Source organism: Bradyrhizobium sp. MI1.4, from assembly GCF_055811315.1.
The window spans coordinates 303,920-321,293 of record NZ_JBVVPP010000002.1 but is presented as its reverse complement, the minus strand read 5'-3'; the positions used below and the strand labels follow the sequence as shown (position 1 = coordinate 321,293).

Genomic DNA, 17,374 nt, shown 5'->3' with positions numbered 1-17,374 from the left:
GCGGGAGTGGCAAATCCGGGATGTCCCTTAGGGGGCCGCCCGGTCCCCTACTAAGGCCCTGCAATGGCTTGTTTTACAGGGCCTCGTGGGGTATAGACCGCGCCAAATCCGTCATTCGATAGCCACTCAAGTGAGGCGCCGGGGCGCCGAGGAATTGCCATGAAAGCCGAAATTCACCCGAACTATCATACGATTAAGGTCGTGATGACCGACGGAACCGAGTACCTGACCCGCTCCACCTGGGGCAAGGAAGGCGACACGCTGAACCTCGACATCGACCCCAAGTCGCACCCGGCCTGGACCGGCGGCAACGCGCAGCTGCTGGATCGCGGCGGCCGCGTCTCGCGCTTCCAGAAGAAGTTTTCGGGCTTTCTCAAAAAGGATTGATCCGGCCCCTCGAGGCTGGAGACGAAAACGCCCCCGGAGAGCCGGGGGCGTTTTTTGTTTTGGGGGCGCTCGTCGCAGTGACGGGAGCTTACCGCTCGAACGCCGCCTTCAACGCGTTGAGATGCGGCACCAGCGGGTTGCCGATCGAGGAATGATCGACCGGCGGGGTGTGGATGGTGGTGTCCAGGCGGCGCACGCGAGTCTGGAGGCTCATCGAGCGATGGATCAGATCCTGGAGCTGCGACGGCAGCTTCTCGATGGTGTCGGTGGGACCGGGATCGGCGGCGGAGAGCTTGACCTTGGTCTTTTCGCGATTGGCCTGGCCCAGCGTCATCTCGCCTTCCTTCACGGCGCGATGCAGCAGCAGCCACGAGGCGAGCTGCATCAGGCGGGTGGTCAGGCGCATGCTCTCGGTCGCATAGGTGAGGCTGACGGCACGATCGAGCGCCTTGGCCTCGGAGCGGCCGGCGCCATCGAGATAGGCGGCGGTCTCCTCGACCAGGTCCATGCCCTCACGGAACAGAACGCCGAACGCCGCAGAATTGGTGAACCGCTCGCTGAGTTGAACGAGAGCGCCTTCGGCTTGCAAACGTTCCATGGTTAACGCCCCTTACGCAACTGTCTGACTGCCCGGCTTTGGCACCGGCTTATGATGAACAAATCATTGCGCGGGCCGGACGCCGAGTCCAGTGACAAGCGCGGATATGGTTTCCGCGGGTCTTTGCCCGGAATTCAACCGGTGCGAGACGAAAAAAAGCGGAGCTGGGCGCAAAAAAAAGAGCCGCCGGAAAACCGGCGGCTTTGAAAGTTGATAACAGGGAGGCGTCAAACAGAGTGGACAGGAGCCACTCGGTGTCCAAACAAGGACAGTTCCCAGTCATAAACTCGAAAGCTTAATGTGGAGTAAACGAGCGATTATCTTGAGGGTTCGTTAGCCATGTCGGTCAGTGGCGAGTGAGCTGCGGAACAAACTCTCCCCGTCGCCCCGGCCTAGTGCGCAATTGCGCACGGGGGGCCCTTAGCCACAGGGAAAAGTCGTCGCGCGAGCCGGCAACTCCGAGTCTTCGGAAAACTGCTCGCACGGCGTATGGGTCCCGGCCTCCGCCGGGACGACAGCTATTGTTTCGAGCCTACTTCTTGAAAACGCTGTTGGCCGCATCGCGCGAGGCGCGTTTCTTTGTTGCGGCTTCTTCCAATCTTGCGATCTCGCCCTTGAGCAGCGCGATGCGCTCGGTCAGTTCTTCCACCGACAACAGTGAGAGATCCTGTCCGATGTCATGGCTGATCTTCTTGCGCGGGCGGTCGTCGTCTTCCATCGCCATCCTGGTTCCTCCTGCGTTCGCCTCACAAGCGGCTGAGGCGGTTGCCAGCCTGCACCCCGCTGGCTAAGCAATGGCCTCGTTCCATCCCGCACCTTTGCTCAAGGACACATCATGGACAAGCTGCCCGCGCAAATGACCGTGGTCGCCATCTCGAAACCCGGCGGACCGGAAGTGCTGGTGCCGGAACAACGGGCGCTGCCGCAGCCCGGCCCCGACGAGATCCTAGTCAAGGTGCAGGCCGCCGGCGTCAACCGGCCCGACGTCGCGCAGCGCTCCGGCGCCTATCCGCCGCCGCCCGGCGCCAGCGACCTGCCCGGCCTCGAAATCGCCGGCGAAGTGGTGGCCGTCGGCAGCAACGCCAAGCGGCACAAGATCGGTGACAAGGTGATGTCGCTGGTCGCCGGTGGCGGTTATGCGCAGTACTGCATCGCGCAGGACGGTCAGGCGATGAGCGTGCCGCCGTCGCTGTCGATCAAGGAAGCCGGCGCACTGCCGGAAACACTGATGACGGTCTGGCACAATGTGTTCGAGCGCGGCGCCCTGAAGGCCGGCGAGACGCTGCTGATCCACGGCGGCTCTTCCGGCATCGGCACCATGGCGATCCAGCTCGCAAAAGCTTTCGACGCCAAGGTGATCGTCACCGTGGGATCGCAGGACAAGATCGATGCCTGCCTCAAGCTCGGCGCGGATCGTGCCATCAACTACAAGACCGAAGACTTCGTCGCCGTGGTCAAGGCGGAGACCAACAATGCCGGCGCCAATCTGATCCTCGACATGGTCGCCGGCGACTATGTCGATCGCAACTATGACGCCGCAGCGCTCGACGGCCGCATCGTGCAGATCGCGACCCTCAACGGGCCCAAGGTCACCGTCAACATCGCCAAGGTGATGGTGAAGCGCCTGACCCATACCGGCTCGACGCTGCGCCCCCGTAGTAATGCGGACAAGGCGGCGATGGTGGCCGCGATCGAGGCGAAAGTGATGCCGCTTTTGCGCGAAGGCCGCGTCAAGCCGCTGATGGACAGCACTTTCCCGCTGGAAAAGGCATCCGACGCGCACCGGCGGATGGAAACCTCGGCACATATTGGCAAAATTGTGTTGGAGGTCTAGGCCAACGGCCCACAGGGCAAGCCGGAAACCCTTTGATTTTCCTTGCTTTCGTGGCATCTATCGCGACGCACCGAACCACCTTGTTCCGTTCGGAAAACGCCGTGCACCGAAGAGCCTGCACCGAAGAGTTTGCGTCGAACGCGGAGAACTGACCTTGCGTCTGATCAGGTGCCTCGCGCCCATAGCGCTGGGCCTCATGATTCTCGTCTGCGCGTTCCCGGCGCGCGCGCTGGACGCTGTCAGCGTCCGCGGTGACGCGCCCGCGATCGACCTCACCGGCGTGCTCGAGCATCAGCGCAGCGACGCCGACCGCATCCAGGTCTCGACCGCGCCCGGCACCGACGGCATCGTCCGCCGCATCGAGGTGCGCGCCCGCGAAGGCGGCCAGAACTGGGTGGTGTTCGCGCTCGCCAACAACACCGACGACCAGCTCGACCGCCTGATCGTCGCCCCGCATTACCGTATCGTCTCCTCGGGGCTGCTGTGGCCCGACCTCGGGCTGTCGCGCATCGCGACCATCACGCCCTCGACCGGCGACCGGCCGGAGCGGCAGGAGAGCCCGACCGCCGACGTCTTCCGCGTCACCCTCGATCCCGGCGCGGTCGTCACCTTCGTCGCGGAGCTGCGCACCGACAAGCTGCCGCAGCTCTATCTGTGGGAGCCGGAATCCTACAAGGACAAGGTCAACTCGTTCACGCTGTACCAGGGCATCGTGATCGGCATCTCCGGCTTGCTGGCGCTGGTGCTGACAATCCTGTTCGTGGTCAAGGGCAGCATCATGTTCCCGGCCGCCGCGGCGCTGGCCTGGGCGGTGTTGGTCTATATCGGCGTCGATTTCGGCTTCTGGGGCAAGGTGCTCGACATGTCGAACAACGCCGAGCGCATCTGGCGCGCGGCGGGTGAGGCGATCCTGGCGGCGACGCTGCTGGTGTTCCTGTTCGCCTATCTCAATCTCAGTCGATGGCACGTGCGCTATTCCCACATCACCGTGGGCTGGCTCGCGTTCCTGGGATCACTGGTGGCGCTGGCCCTGTTCGACCCTGCGGTGGCCTCCGGCATCGCGCGCATATCGCTGGTGCTGATTGCCTTCGCCGGCTTCGCGCTGATCGTCTATCTCTCCACCCACGGCTTCGACCGCGCTGTGCTGCTGATCCCGACCTGGTTCCTGCTGGTGGTCTGGGTGGTCGCGGCCGGCATGACGGTCGCAGGCTCCGTCACCAACGACATCGTCGGCCCTGCGCTGCTCGGCGGCCTCGTGCTGATCGTGATGCTGATCGGCTTCACGGTGATGCAGCATGCGTTCGCCGGCGGCGGCGCCACCACCGGCGTCGTCTCCGACATCGAGCGCCGCGCGCTGGCGCTGGCCGGTTCCGGCGATTTGATCTGGGACTGGGACGTGTCCGCCGACAAGGTCTTTACCAGCCCTGAGACCGAGGCCCTGCTCGGCCTCAAGCGCGGCACGCTGGAAGGCCCGGCCGCCTCCTGGCTCGAAGTGCTGCACCCGCTCGACCAGGACCGTTTCCGCGCCGCGCTCGACAGCGTGCTCGACCAGCGCCGCGGCCGCTTGGTGCAGGATTTCCGCCTGCGCACGCCGGACGGTCACTTCATGTGGTTCGCGCTGAAGGCGCGCCCGGTGGTCGGCTCCGACGGCGAGGTCTCGCGCGTGGTCGGCACCCTCACCGACGTCACCGAGCTGCGCAACGCCGAGGAGCGCCTGCTGCACGATTCGGTGCATGACAATCTCACCGGCCTGCCCAACCGCAAGCTGTTCATGGACCGGCTCGGCGCCGTCGCGCATTTCGCCAAGACCATGCCGACGCTGCGGCCGACGCTGATGGTGATCGACCTCGACCGCTTCAAGCAGGTCAACGATTCCGTCGGCATCGCGGTCGGCGATTCCATCCTGCTGACGCTGGCCCGCCGCCTCACCCGCATCCTGAAGCCGCAGGATACACTGGCGCGGCTCGCCGGCGACCAGTTCGGCTTGATCCTGCTCTCGGAGCAGGACCCCGCCCGCATCACCGCCTTCGCCGAGACCATCCGCAAGACCATCCGCGCGCCGATCGCCTTCAACGAACGCGAGATCTTTCTCACGGCCTCGATCGGCCTCGCCTTGTCCGATCCGCAAGTTCAGCTCACGGACGAGATCATCAAGGACGCCGAGCTCGCGATGTATCACTCCAAGCGCATCGGCGGCGACCGCATCGACGTCTACAAGTCCGCGATGCGCGCGCGAAAAACCGACCGGCTGACGCTGGAGAGCGAACTGCGCCGCGCCATCGAGCGGCAGGAGCTCACGATCCTGTACCAGCCGATCGTGCGGCTTGAAGACCGTTCGGTCGCCGGCTTCGAGGCGCTGGTGCGCTGGGATCATCCCAAGCTCGGACGCATGGCGCCCTCGGAATTCATCACCATCGCGGAAGAGACTGGCCTGATCATCGACCTTGGCATGTTCGTGCTCGACCAGACCGCCAAGCAGCTCTCGATCTGGCAGCGCGCGATGCGCTCGCGCGAGCCGATCTTCGCATCGGTCAACGTCTCCTCGCGGCAATTGCTGCGCCACGATCTGATCCACGACATCCGCACCGTGCTGTCGCGCTCCTCGGTCGCGCGCGGCACGCTGAAGCTGGAGCTGACGGAATCGCTGGTGATGGAGAATCCGGAGCACGCGGCGCAGATGCTGACGCGCATCCGCGAACTCGGCACCGGGCTGTCGCTCGACGATTTCGGCACCGGCCATTCGTCACTGGCCTATCTGCAGCGCTTCCCGTTCGACACCATCAAGATCGACCAGTCCTTCGTGCGCACCACCAACCGCGGCACCCGCCCGGTGATCCTGAAGTCCATCATCGCGCTCGCGCACGACCTCGGCATGGACGTGGTCGCCGAAGGTGCCGAGACCGATTCCGACGCGGTCGAGCTCTACCAGATGGGCTGCGAATACGCGCAAGGGTTTGCCTTTGGCGAACCCATGGATGCCGACGCCGCGATGCGCCTGCTCACGGAAGTGCGCCTGGAAGCGGCGAGCTAGCTTCCCTTCGCCTCACCCAGGCCTGCGCCGGTCACTCTTCAGCTTGGTGAACCGCACGCTCGCACCGTCCGGCATCCGCATCGCCTTGAAACCCGCGGCGAGGCAGGCTTCGCGTTGCGGCATCTGGATATCCGGGCTGCGCAGGCTGTCCCACCATGAGGCACGATTCGCCGCGCGCGGCAGGGCCGCGCCGATAATCTCTTCGATCTGTTCATAGGTCAGCACGAATTCCGCCTGCTTCTGCCGCATCAGATAATCGCGCAACGCGTCGTAGTCGTTCACCGCTGTCCTCTTCGCTGGTCGAAGCTCCGCTTTGCCCAAAAACGTGAGCCGCGGAAACCAATTTTTAACTCATTCCGGCAGCGCCGTCCCGGCTTAAACACTACTCAAGCTTTCGGGCGCATTCACTGGTGTCGGGAGCAAACGATGTTGTCTCGATGGCGCGACGTCACGGCCCGCCGGCCATGGCGGCTTTCGGCGAAGCTGCTGATCATCTCGTCCGTGGTGACGGTGATCGGCTTTTCCGCCATTTGCGTCAACGTCATGCTGGACATGCGCCGCGGCGAGGAGGCGCTCGCCCGCCAGACGCTGGAAAACCTGGCGACGACCATCGAGTCCGACGTCAGCCGCAACATCGAGATCTACGATCTGGCCCTTAAGGCGGTCGCCAGCAACATGCTGCTGCCGGAAATCGCCACGGTCTCGAAGCCGATCCGTCACCTCATCCTGTTCGACCATTCGACCACGGCGAGGCATTTCGGCGCGATCCAGGTGTTCGACGCCGACGGCCGGTTGACCATTGACGCCTCGACGCTCGATCCCGTTGTCGTGAACCGGGGCGACGAGGATTACTTCAAGGCCCATCGGGACAATCCGCAAGCCGGGCTCTTCATCAGCCGTCCCATGCTGTTCCGCGGCGCTTATTCGATCGTGCTGAGCCGGCGCATCAGCGACACCGACGGCGGCTTCCTCGGCGTCGTCGCCGGCTCGATCCGCTTCAGCTATTTCCACGAATTGTTCGAGCGGCTGAGCCTCGATCCCGACGATACCATCACCGTGCTCAGGCGCGACCGTACCGTCATGATGCGGCGGCCGTTTGATCTCGACGTGATCGGCACGAATCTGGCCGACCGGCCGGTCTGGAAGGCCGAAAATCTGAAGGTCGGCAGCGCATTCGCCGGACAGGGGCCGATCGACGGCACGCCGCGGCTCTATGTCCGCAGCGGTGGGACCAGCCCGCTATTCGTGGTGGCAGGTAAGCCACTGAACACCGTGTTCGAGCTCTGGCAGAGGGAAGCCTACCGCATCGGCGCCGTGGTCGTGGCGCTCAGCCTGTTCATGCTGGCATCGACGCTGGTGCTCGCGCGCGAGATCGGCCGGCGCGCCGAGGCCGAGCGCAAGCTCGAGCAGATGGCGACGACCGACGCGCTCACCGGTCTGAAGAACCGCCGCAAGTTCGACCAGGTGATCGACGTCGAATGGCGCCGCGCGATGCGGCAGCAGACGCCGATCGCGCTGTTGATGATCGATGCCGATCACTTCAAGGCCTACAACGACACGTTCGGCCACCAGGCCGGCGACCAGGTGCTGGTCGGCATCGCCATCTGCATTTCCGATTCGGTGAGCCGCGCCGGCGACTGCGCCGCGCGCTATGGCGGTGAGGAATTCGCCGTGCTGCTGCCGGGCACCTCGGTCACGGACGCCCTCCTGGTGGCCGAGAAGATCCGCGCCAAGGTGCAGGGATGGTCCGACGACCACACGAGCTCCACGGTGTCCTGCGGCATCGCGAGCCTCGTTCCCACCACCGGCATGGACTGGCCGATCCTGGTCGCCGCCGCCGACAAGGCGCTCTACGCCGCAAAAGCCGGCGGCCGCAACCAGTCGGTGGTCGCAAGCTTGCCGAAGCTGTCGCTAGTGGCGTGAGGGTTTCGTTTCGTCATTGCGAGCGAAGCGAAGCAATCCAGACTGTCTCCGCGAAGACAGCCTGGATTGCTTCGTCGCTTCGCTCCTCGCAATGACGATCGGAGCGCTACTGCCCCAAATACTTCTTCATTTCCGCAATGAGCCCGTCACGCAGCTCCGGCCGCTTCAGTCCGTAGGCGATGTTGGCGCGGAGGAAGCCGGGCTTGGAGCCGCAATCATGGCGCTCGCCCTCGAACTCGACGCCGTAGAAGCTTTGCGATCTGGCGAGGCCGATCATGGCATCGGTGAGCTGGATCTCTCCGCCGGCGCCGCGCTCCTGGGTCTCCAGGATCTTGAAGATCTCCGGCTGCAGGATGTAGCGGCCGGTGATCGAGAGGTTGGAGGGCGCGGTGCCCTTGGCCGGCTTCTCGACCATGCCGTCGACCTCGAACATCTTGCCGGTGCGTTTGCCGACGCCGCAGATGCCGTATTGATGGGTCAGATGGTCGGGCACCGCCTCGACCGCGATGACGTTGGATTTTTCGCCGAGCTTGCTGGCGGTGTCGATCATCTGCTTCAGGCAGCCGGGCGAATTGAGCACGAGTTCGTCCGGCAGCACGACCGCGAACGGTTCGTTGCCGACGATGTCGCGTGCGCACCAGACCGCGTGACCGAGGCCGAGCGGCGCCTGCTGGCGGGTGAAGCTGACGGCGCCGGCCTCCGGCTGGTTCTGCGCCAGAACGTCCTGCTCGGTCTTCTTGCCGCGCGCGGCCAGCGTCGCATCGAGCTCGAACATCCGGTCGAAATGATCTTCGATGACATTTTTGTTGCGGCCGGTGACAAAGATGAAGTGCTCGATGCCGGCTTCCCGGGCCTCGTCATAGACGTACTGGATCAGCGGCTTGTCGACGATCGTCAGCATTTCCTTCGGCATCGCCTTGGTGGCGGGCAGGACGCGGGTGCCGAGGCCGGCAACGGGAAATACGGCTTTGCGGATTTTCATGGGATTGATCGAATACCTGAGGAACACGTGAAGGGAGCAATGGCATCTTGCTAGCTTGTTTGCAGCCGCCAACAAAGGCGGATGTGGGGCCTCATCCTCACAGAGTTAAGAAAAAGGCCACCATCAAAATTTCACCTTTGTTAAGCTGTTGGCAACCGTAACCAGGCCTCCTGAGGGCGGATTTTGGCCGGACAGGTGTGGACATGATGCAATCAATGGCAGGGCTGGCAAAACGGGGCGGGTCCGTGACCGGTGCGACGATGATTGCGACCGCCCTGCTGTTCCCACTTCCCGCCAGCGCGCAGGCTCAGAACGGTTTGTCCAATCTGTTCGGCGGTATTTTCTCCGGCCCGAACCAGGCGCCTTCGCCAGCAGCGCCCGGGCCCAGCGGCGCTCAAACGGGAGTTCAACCTTGGACCGGCGAGGATGGCGCCTCCGGGCATCCGCTGATGACAGCCGCCGCGATCCGAGAGGCCGCGGGTAACTTCAACAATTGCGTCGCAGGCATGTGGCCCGATGCCGCACGGCGCAACATCACGCAGGAAGATTTCCAGCGCTTCACGGCAGGCCTCGCGCCCGATCTGCGCATCATGGACCTGATGGATTCGCAGCCCGAGTTCACCAAGTCGATTTGGGATTATCTCGACATCCTCGTGAACGACAACCGCCTCGCCAAGGGCCGCGAGGTCCTGGCCAAATACAAGGCGCAGTTCGAGGCCACCGAAAAAGCCACCGGCGTCGATCGTTATGTCATCGCCTCGATCTGGGGCATCGAGTCCAACTACTCGACGCAGATGGGCGACCGCAGCGTGCTGCAATCGACCGCGACGCTCGCCTGCATCGGCCGCCGCCAGGCTTACTTCAAGGACGAATTCCTCTCCGCGCTGGAGATCCTCAACCGCGGCGATCTCAGGCCCGAACAATTGCGCGGCTCCTGGGCCGGCGCCTTCGGCCCGACCCAGTTCATGCCGACCGCATTCAAGCGCTTTGCCGTGGACGGCGACGGCGACGGCCGGCGTGACGTCGTCGACAATCCCTCCGACCTGATTGCGTCGACCGCCAACAATCTGAAGAAGGACGGCTGGCAGGCCGGCCAGACCTGGGGCTACGAGGTCGTGGTGCCCCAAGGCTTCAACTACATGCTGGCCGACCGCGCCAAGGCGATGACGGTAGCGCAGTGGGAGAAGCTCGGCCTCAAGCGCCCGACCAACCAGCCCTTCCCGCATCCAGCCGAGAAGGCCTATCTGCTGGCGCCGGCCGGTGCCCAAGGGCCCGGCTTCCTGATGCTGCAGAACTTCCGGGTCATCATGAAGTACAACCCGGCCGAGGCCTATGCGCTGGCGATTGGCCATTTCGCCGATCGCCTCCGCGGCGGCCAGCCGTTCGTTCAGCCCTGGCCGCGGCAGGAACGGGAGCTGTCCCGGACCGAGCGGCTGGAACTCCAGCAGCTGCTGGCCCAGCGCGGCTTCTACAAGGGCACCCCGGACGGCCAGTTCGGCGGCCAGACCCGGGAAGCCCTGCGCAACTTCCAGGCCTCGATCGGGGTCCCCGCGGACGGATTTGCCTCCTCTGATGCGCTGAATCGGCTGCGCGGGCAATAAAATCGCGCCGAAAGTAACCCTGAACAGGGATTTTGGCCGGCAGTCTTGACCGGGGCGGCGGTTCGCCGTGTATGGGCCAATAATTCTGGGCCGAGAATCTGGGCCCAGAATCTCAAGGATCTGAAGAGAATCTGAAAGAGAATCTGCCCGTTTGGCGCCCGATTCCGTTATTATATCGAGCCTGTCCTGATCCCTATTGCACGTGCCGAGATCGCATGTCGAAGAAGTCCCTGTTCAAGGTGCTGACCGAGACTGGCCCGCTGATCGCGCTGGGGACGGCGCTTGCGATTCTGGTGTCGGTCGCGGGACCCGCCTCGGCGCAGTTCTTCAACTTCCCCGGCTTCGGCGGCCCGCCGCAGCGCTCGGCTCCGCCGCCGCCGCGCAACGGCGGAGGCGGAGGCGGCGGATGGTTCGGCGGCGACTTCTTCGCGCCGTTCCAGCAGCAACAGCCGCAAGCGCCGCGCCAGGATTTTTCGCGCGCACCGGCGCCGGCCAAGCGCGACACCATTCCCGACAGGAACGTGCTGGTGATCGGCGACGCCATGGCTGACTGGCTCGCCTACGGCCTGGAGGACGCCTACACCGAGCAGCCCGACATGGGCGTGATCCGCAAGCACAAGACCACGTCGGGCCTGATCAAGTACCAGCCCAAAGGCGAGCCCTCGGACTGGACCGCTGCTGCGAAGGGCATTCTCGAGACCGAGAAGCCCGACGTGATCGTGGTGATGCTCGGCCTCAACGACCGCATCGCGATCCGCGAGGCGGCAGCACCCGATAAATCGGACAAGGCGACGGACAAGGACAAGAAGAACGACAAGGGCGCGCGCGGCAAACCACCGGCCAAGCCTGCCGATGCCAAGCCCGGCGACACCGCCGCGAAGCCGGATGACAAGCCGGCCGATGCCGACCTGCCGCAGGATGATGCCGACAACGCTGACGCACCGGCGGTCGCCGCGCCCGAGAAGACCGCGCGCAACCCGAACGGCCTTTACGAATTCCGCGACGAGCGCTGGGTCGAGCTCTACGGCAAGAAGATCGAGGAGCTCGCCAACGTCCTCAAGTCCAAGGGCGTGCCGGTGCTCTGGGTCGGCCTGCCCGCCATCCGTGGCCCCAAGGGCACTGCGGACATGCTGTTCCTGGATTCGCTCTATCGCGAAGGCGCGGCCAAGGCCGGCATCACCTATGTCGACGTCTGGGACGGCTTTGTCGACGAAGCCGGCCGCTTCTTGCAGAAGGGCCCGGACTTCGAAGGCCAGATCCGTCAGCTCCGCAGCGGTGACGGCGTCTATTTCACGAAACCCGGCGCGCGCAAGCTCGCCCACTATGTCGAGCGCGAGATCACCCGCCTGCTCGCCGGGCGCTCCGGCCCGATCGCGCTGCCGAGCGAACCGGCGACCCCCGACACCAGTGCCGAACCCGGCAAGCCCGCGCCGCGGCCGCTGGCCGGTCCGATCGTGCCGCTGGTTGCGGCCTCGATCTCGACCGATCAATTGCTGGGTGGGCCGGGCTCACGTCCTGCCGCCGTCGATGCGCTCGCTGCGAAGACGATGGTGAAGGGCGAGCCACTGGCTGCGCCCGCCGGCCGCGCCGACGATTATGCCTGGCCGCGCCGCGAAGTCGGCCGCGAGCAGGCCAAGGGCGATACGCCGGTCGCCACGACGACACCCGATCGCGGTACGCCGGGTGCGGCCGCGGCGATCGCCCCGCCAAAGCTTGCGCCGAAGAAGCCACCGGCGCCGCAGCAACCGGCACAGGCAGCGCCATCGATGCGCGATTTCTTCGGCTTTGGCTCGCCGCCGCCCCCGCCGCGTCAATTGGCGCCGGCGCCGCGCAATCCGAATCCCAACCCTGCGATCCCGCGTCCGCCTGGCAACGTCGGGCGATCGGCGGAAGTGTTCCGATAATTTTCTAAGCTGAGCTCTCGTGTCCCGGACGCGCTGCAGCGGGAAACGCTGCTGCGCAGAGCCGGGACCCAGCTCGTCCGACAGTCACAAAAAGAATGGGCCCCGGCTCGGCAACGCGGCGTACGCGCCGCGCTGCGTCCGGGGCCCTGATGCTTATCGCGCGTTGGCTTTAGCCTAGTAGCGCCAGCGCGGCGGCGGGCGGCGCGAAGGCCGCGCCATCAGCAGTGCCAGTGCAAAGCCGATGCCGCCGGCGACCAGCAGCGCGCCCATCGGGTTGTCCTGCACCTTCTGGGCAATCGCCTGCGAGCCGTCACGCAACGTTTCGGCCGGCTTGTCGTAGGCGTCCTTGGCATAGCTTGCCGCGGTGTCCGTGGCGTCACGTACGGCATCCTTGGCCTGGCCGTAAAGATTCTGCACACTGCCGGCGGCTTCGCGTGCCTTGCCGGACGCCTGTGTCTGCGTATCGCTAGCCAAATCTCCGATAGCGCCTTCCGCGCGTCCGGCGAATTCCTTGGCCGATCCGACAATCCGATCCTTATCCATGATGCTCCTCCTCGGGGGTCAGCCCAAGTAACCGATCAGGAGCGGCGCAGTTCCATCTGACTTGAAATTGGACTCAGAGAATCAGCCCGCCGTCGACGACCAATGTCTGGCCGATGATGTAGGACGACAGCGGCGATGCCAGGAACAGCGCCGCGCCCGCCATGTCAGCCGGGGTGCCCAATCGCCGCAGCGGAATGCGTGAAAGTGCACCTTCGAGCCGCTTGGGATTGTCGGTCGTCACCTTCGTCATCTTGGTGTCGACCAGACCGGGCGCGATGCCGTTGACGCGGATGTCATCTTCGGCCCAGGCCTCGCCCAGCGTCCGGGTTAGTCCGACCGCGCCGGTCTTCGACGCGTTGTAAGCGGGATTGCCCATGGTGGAATGATAGGCCGCGGTCGAGGACACCATAATCAGCGATCCCCGCGCGTCCCGCAACATGGGATGGAAGCGCGTGGCGCAGGCCATCAGGCTCATCAAATTGACCTCGACGACCTTGCGAAAGCCCGCCATCTCGAACTCGCCGCGGCGATAGAGCACCACGCCCTGTGCGAGCACCAGGATATCGAGCCGATCGAACGACGGCTTGAACGCTTCGACCGCTCCGGCATTGCCGACGTCGAGCTGCGCATAGGAAAGACCGGTGAGATCCGAGCCTTCAGCTTGCGAATATTCCTTCGCGTGAGCACGCGTGCCGCAGACCGCAACTTGCGCGCCCCTGACGCGAAAGGCTTGCGCAATGCCGTTGCCGATGCCGCTGGATCCGCCGACAACCAGCACCTGCTTGCCTGAGAAATCGAGCTCGTTCGTCATCGCTGGCCTCTCCCATTGTCTTGCTTGTTTGACCTGTCTGCGGATCGATGACAGCCTTGTCAATCACAACAAGAACAAGCAGGGCTCAGAGGAAACAGCATGGCCGATTTCAAACAACTCAGCCGGTCCGTGAAGGGCCTGACCGTTCTCGTTACCGGCGCGGCCAGCGGCATGGGACGCGCGACGGCGCGCGTGTTTGCCACTGAGGGCGCGAACGTTGCCGTCACCGATTATGACGAGCAGGGCGCGCTGGCCGTCGCGAAGGAGATCGTGGCAAGCGGCGGCGCCGCGAAAGCCTGGAAGCTCGACGTTGCCGACGGCGATAAGATCAAGCGCGTGGTCGGCGACGTCGCTGCACATTTCGGTGGACTCGACATCATCGTCAACAATGCCGGCATCTCCGTGCGCGTCGCGATCGACGACGACGCCTATGAGGAAGCCTGGGCCAAGGGCCTCGCGGTGATGCTGACGGCGCATCCGCGCATCATCCGCGCCGCGCTGCCTCACTTGCGCAAGTCGAAGAGCCCGCGCATCGTCAACATCGCCTCGACCGAGGCGCTCGGCGCCACCGCATTGCACAGCCCCTATTCGGCGGCGAAGGGCGGCGTCGCCAGCCTCACCCGCTCGCTCGCGGTGGAGCTTGGCCGCGAGGGCATCACCGTCAACTGCATTTGCCCGGGACCGATCCGCACCGCCATCACCGACCGGATCTCGGAAGAGCACAAGACCATCTACGCCAAGCGCCGCACGGCACTCGGCCGCTACGGTGATCCCGAAGAGGTCGCGCACATGACGCTGAGCCTGTGCCTGCCGGCAGCGTCCTTCCTCACCGGCGCGGTCATCCCTGTCGACGGCGGCCTGATGGCGCGCAACGCGTAAGCGGCACCAAAGGTGCGTAGCCTGGATGGAGCGCAGCGCAATCCGGGGTTCTCACCTGGCAGGAAGACTCCCCGGATTACGCTTCGCTCCATCCGGGCTACGGGCAGCTATGCGCGCCCAGCGTTGACATCGCTTGTTACGTGAGTAACTTTTTCCTCGACAGAGCGGGACCAACCGCTCGCGGTTCGCGGGAGAAACGTCATGACGATCGCCATCCGGCAGCTTCACAAACATTTTGTCGGCGAGGTCTCGGGCCTCGACCTGCGGCAACCTCTCACCGAGGCCGAGGCGCGCGAGATCGAAGCCGCCATGGACAAATATGCAGTGCTGGTGTTCCACGACCAGGACATCACCGACGAACAGCAGATGGCCTTTGCGCTAAACTTCGGCCAGCGCGAGGACGCGCGCGGCGGCACGGTCACGAAGGAGAAGGACTACCGGCTCCAGTCGGGCCTGAACGACGTTTCCAATCTCGGCAAGGACGGCAAGCCGCTGGCAAAGGACAGCCGCGCGCACCTGTTCAACCTCGGCAATTGCTTGTGGCATTCCGACAGCTCGTTCCGCCCTATCCCGGCAAAATTCTCGCTGCTGTCGGCCCGCGTGCTCAACCCGAAGGGCGGCAATACCGAATTCGCCGACATGCGGGCGGCCTATGACGCGCTCGACGACGAGACCAAGGCGGAGATCGAGGATCTCGTCTGCGAGCACTCGCTGATGTATTCGCGGGGATCGCTGGGCTTCACCGAATACACCGACGAGGAGAAGGAGATGTTCAAGCCGGTGCTGCAACGTCTCGTGCGCACCCACCCGGTCCATCGCCGCAAGTCGCTCTATCTCTCATCGCATGCCGGCAAGATTGTCGGCATGAGCGTCCCCGAGGGAAGGCTGCTGCTGCGCGATCTCAACGAGCACGCCACACAAAGCGAGTTCGTCTACGTCCACAAATGGAAGCTGCATGACCTCGTGATGTGGGACAACCGGCAGACCATGCACCGCGTCCGCCGCTACGACCAGTCGCAGCCCCGTGACATGCGCCGCGCGACGGTGGCGGGCACGGAGCCAACGGTGCAGCAGCAGGCGGCGGAGTAGTTTTCCATAGTCGTCCTGGACCAGCGAGCGAAGCAGCGCCGATCCAGGACCCATTACCACCGGTGTCCAGTTCGGCGAAGGCTGGTGGTTGCCAGCCTGCTTCAACAATTGCAGCCTGGGTAATGGGTCCTGGCCTTCGCCAGGACGACACTGAGGCGCTACGCGTGCCCCGCCTCGTTCGAGAGCATGCCGGGATCGATGCCGATCTTGCGCAGCGCGCGTCCGTATTTTTCGTCGACGTCGTCGCCGAAGATCAAATCCGAATCCGCGTCGCAATGCAGCCAGCCATTGCTCTGGATTTCGGTCTCGAGCTGGCCCGGCGCCCAGCCGGCATAGCCGAGCGCCAGGATGGCGTGCTTGGGGCCGGAGCCGTTGGCGATCGCGCGCAGGATGTCGACGGTCGCGGTGAGGCAGACGCCGTCGTCGATCCGGAGCGTCGCATTCTCGATGTAGAAATCGCTGGAATGCAGCACGAAGCCGCGGCCGGTATCGACCGGACCGCCGCGCAGCACCTTCATGCTTTCGGCATTCTCCGGCAGCTTGATGTGCTCGCCCTTGTTGATGATGCCGAGCTGCTGCAACAGCTCGGGGAAGTCGATGCTGCCGGCCGGATGGTTGACGATGATGCCCATCGCGCCTTCGGCGGAGTGGGCGCAGAGATAGATCACCGAGCGCTCGAAGCGCTCGTCGCCCATCACGGGCATGGCGATCAACAGCTGGCCGTCGAGGTAGCCCGCCGAACTCGGGAGCGCGGGGGCTGGCTTGCGGGTGCTTTCGCCCGTCCTCTTGCCTGTGGGAGCCATCGGTGAAGCACTCCGGTTTCAATTCCTATCCTGATGTCGGGCCGGGCCGCTGTCAAATCAAGGCTTTCAGGGACTTGATTCAAGTGCATCCATCACAAGCAATTCAATGGTTTGCCGCCGGGCGACCCTGTAAAGACGTACCATGCTGACAAGAGTTCCCCGGCGTGCGGCGATTGGCGTCGCGACAACCCTGCTCGCGTCCTCGCTGGCGCTTGCGGCCCATGCCGACGACGCATCGCCGTGGCAGCGCGACGGACATTCCGCGGTGCGGTTGCTGGCAGGATCGCGCAGCGGCGCCGTCCTGCTCGGCGGTATCGCCTTCCAGATCCAGCCCGGCTGGAAAACCTATTGGCGCATGCCGGGCGATTCCGGCGTTCCGCCGCGCTTCGATTTCTCGAAATCCGACAATGTCGAAGCGGTGACGGTGATGTGGCCGGCCCCGCAGAAATTCGACGACGGCGCGGGCGGCCATTCGATCGGCTATCACGACCAGATCGTGCTGCCCCTGCGCATCATCGCCAAGGCGGCCGACAAGCCGGTGACGTTGCGCGCCGAGATCAATTATGCGGTGTGCGAAAAGCTTTGCATTCCAGTCGAGGCCCGCGCCGAGCTTGGCTTCAACAGCGTCGCCTCGACCGAGGACGCCAATTTGCGTGCAGCGCTCGACACCGTGCCCAAACCTGCCGCCATCGGCGATCCCAATCCGCTCACCATCCGCGACGTGAAGCGTGATGGGCCCAAGAATGTGGTGGTCGACGTGGTCGTTCCGGATGCGCGCACCGTCAGTCTGTTCGTGGAAGGTCCGACGCCCGATTGGGCGCTGCCCATCCCGGCGCCGGTCGAGCCCAGCCCACCGGGCGTGAAGCGATTTTATTTAGAACTCGACGGCCTGGCCCCCCGCGCCCCCCCCCCCCGCGCCCCGCCGGCGGGGGAGGCGGGGGGGGCGGCGCCGGAGGGGCGGGTGGAAAAAAAAAAGGTGTGGGTGTGGG

16 protein-coding genes are annotated in these 17,374 nt (G+C 64.7%); 9 read left to right on the top strand and 7 right to left on the bottom strand.

The window, feature by feature from the left end; translation table 11 throughout:
• The first annotated feature begins 159 nt into the window (after positions 1 to 159).
• Complete coding sequence (rpmE, locus tag AC0L23_RS03830; protein WP_018454622.1) at positions 160 to 387, top strand: 50S ribosomal protein L31; 228 nt, start codon at positions 160 to 162, stop codon at positions 385 to 387.
• Positions 388 to 475: 88 nt separating this feature from the next.
• Here the strand turns inward: rpmE and rcdA are convergent, their stop codons facing one another.
• Together rcdA and AC0L23_RS03820 are read right to left on the bottom strand one after the other, a co-directional pair.
• Positions 476 to 985, bottom strand: a complete 510-nt coding sequence (gene rcdA / locus AC0L23_RS03825) for a protease adaptor protein RcdA (RefSeq protein ID WP_085361612.1) — start codon at positions 983 to 985, stop codon at positions 476 to 478.
• Positions 986 to 1,517: 532 nt separating this feature from the next.
• On the bottom strand, positions 1,518 to 1,709 hold the full coding sequence (locus AC0L23_RS03820; protein ID WP_007605502.1) for a DUF1192 domain-containing protein: 192 nt from the start codon (positions 1,707 to 1,709) through the stop codon (positions 1,518 to 1,520).
• Positions 1,710 to 1,820: 111 nt separating this feature from the next.
• On the opposite strand from AC0L23_RS03820, the gene AC0L23_RS03815 reads away from it, so the two are divergent.
• The gene (locus AC0L23_RS03815) at positions 1,821 to 2,819 is read left to right on the top strand and encodes an NAD(P)H-quinone oxidoreductase (protein ID WP_085385083.1); all 999 of its coding nucleotides are present in this window, start codon (positions 1,821 to 1,823) and stop codon (positions 2,817 to 2,819) included.
• 154 nt (positions 2,820 to 2,973) lie between these two features.
• Positions 2,974 to 5,850 (top strand): EAL domain-containing protein, encoded by a 2,877-nt coding sequence (locus tag AC0L23_RS03810; protein ID WP_026232774.1) that lies wholly within the window; start codon positions 2,974 to 2,976, stop codon positions 5,848 to 5,850.
• Positions 5,851 to 5,862: 12 nt separating this feature from the next.
• Here AC0L23_RS03810 and AC0L23_RS03805 read toward each other — a convergent pair whose 3' ends face one another.
• Positions 5,863 to 6,132, bottom strand: a complete 270-nt coding sequence (locus AC0L23_RS03805) for a DUF7662 domain-containing protein (RefSeq protein WP_018454627.1) — start codon at positions 6,130 to 6,132, stop codon at positions 5,863 to 5,865.
• A 144-nt stretch (positions 6,133 to 6,276) separates the two neighbouring features.
• Between AC0L23_RS03805 and AC0L23_RS03800 the strand changes: the two genes are divergently transcribed.
• The gene (locus AC0L23_RS03800) at positions 6,277 to 7,773 is read left to right on the top strand and encodes a sensor domain-containing diguanylate cyclase (protein ID WP_085385082.1); all 1,497 of its coding nucleotides are present in this window, start codon (positions 6,277 to 6,279) and stop codon (positions 7,771 to 7,773) included.
• A 106-nt stretch (positions 7,774 to 7,879) separates the two neighbouring features.
• On the opposite strand, the gene AC0L23_RS03795 is transcribed toward AC0L23_RS03800, so the two are convergent.
• Positions 7,880 to 8,755: a UTP--glucose-1-phosphate uridylyltransferase gene (locus AC0L23_RS03795; RefSeq protein WP_085351843.1), complete on the bottom strand. Its 876-nt coding sequence runs from the start codon at positions 8,753 to 8,755 to the stop codon at positions 7,880 to 7,882.
• 203 nt (positions 8,756 to 8,958) lie between these two features.
• Here AC0L23_RS03795 and AC0L23_RS03790 point away from each other — a divergent pair, with 203 nt between their 5' ends.
• Together AC0L23_RS03790 and AC0L23_RS03785 are read left to right on the top strand one after the other, a co-directional pair.
• Positions 8,959 to 10,356, top strand: a complete 1,398-nt coding sequence (locus AC0L23_RS03790) for a lytic murein transglycosylase (RefSeq protein WP_198957649.1) — start codon at positions 8,959 to 8,961, stop codon at positions 10,354 to 10,356.
• 215 nt (positions 10,357 to 10,571) lie between these two features.
• Entirely contained in the window at positions 10,572 to 12,260 is a 1,689-nt protein-coding gene (locus AC0L23_RS03785) for an SGNH/GDSL hydrolase family protein (protein ID WP_085351757.1), read from the top strand.
• Positions 12,261 to 12,434: 174 nt separating this feature from the next.
• Here the strand turns inward: AC0L23_RS03785 and AC0L23_RS03780 are convergent, their stop codons facing one another.
• Both AC0L23_RS03780 and AC0L23_RS03775 read right to left on the bottom strand, forming a co-directional pair.
• Entirely contained in the window at positions 12,435 to 12,803 is a 369-nt protein-coding gene (locus AC0L23_RS03780) for a CsbD family protein (protein ID WP_018454632.1), read from the bottom strand.
• A gap of 73 nt (positions 12,804 to 12,876) precedes the next feature.
• Entirely contained in the window at positions 12,877 to 13,614 is a 738-nt protein-coding gene (locus tag AC0L23_RS03775) for an SDR family NAD(P)-dependent oxidoreductase (protein WP_085351756.1), read from the bottom strand.
• A gap of 99 nt (positions 13,615 to 13,713) precedes the next feature.
• Between AC0L23_RS03775 and AC0L23_RS03770 the strand changes: the two genes are divergently transcribed.
• On the top strand, positions 13,714 to 14,493 hold the full coding sequence (locus AC0L23_RS03770; RefSeq protein ID WP_085385081.1) for an SDR family NAD(P)-dependent oxidoreductase: 780 nt from the start codon (positions 13,714 to 13,716) through the stop codon (positions 14,491 to 14,493).
• A 201-nt stretch (positions 14,494 to 14,694) separates the two neighbouring features.
• On the top strand, positions 14,695 to 15,582 hold the full coding sequence (locus AC0L23_RS03765; protein ID WP_085351755.1) for a TauD/TfdA dioxygenase family protein: 888 nt from the start codon (positions 14,695 to 14,697) through the stop codon (positions 15,580 to 15,582).
• A 158-nt stretch (positions 15,583 to 15,740) separates the two neighbouring features.
• On the opposite strand, the gene AC0L23_RS03760 is transcribed toward AC0L23_RS03765, so the two are convergent.
• A complete protein-coding gene (locus tag AC0L23_RS03760; protein WP_018454636.1) occupies positions 15,741 to 16,385 on the bottom strand; it encodes a YqgE/AlgH family protein in 645 nt (214 codons plus the stop codon).
• Between the two features lie 142 nt (positions 16,386 to 16,527).
• On the opposite strand from AC0L23_RS03760, the gene AC0L23_RS03755 reads away from it, so the two are divergent.
• On the top strand, positions 16,528 to 17,374 hold an 847-nt coding region (locus AC0L23_RS03755), incomplete at its 3' end, for a protein-disulfide reductase DsbD domain-containing protein (protein ID WP_473356771.1).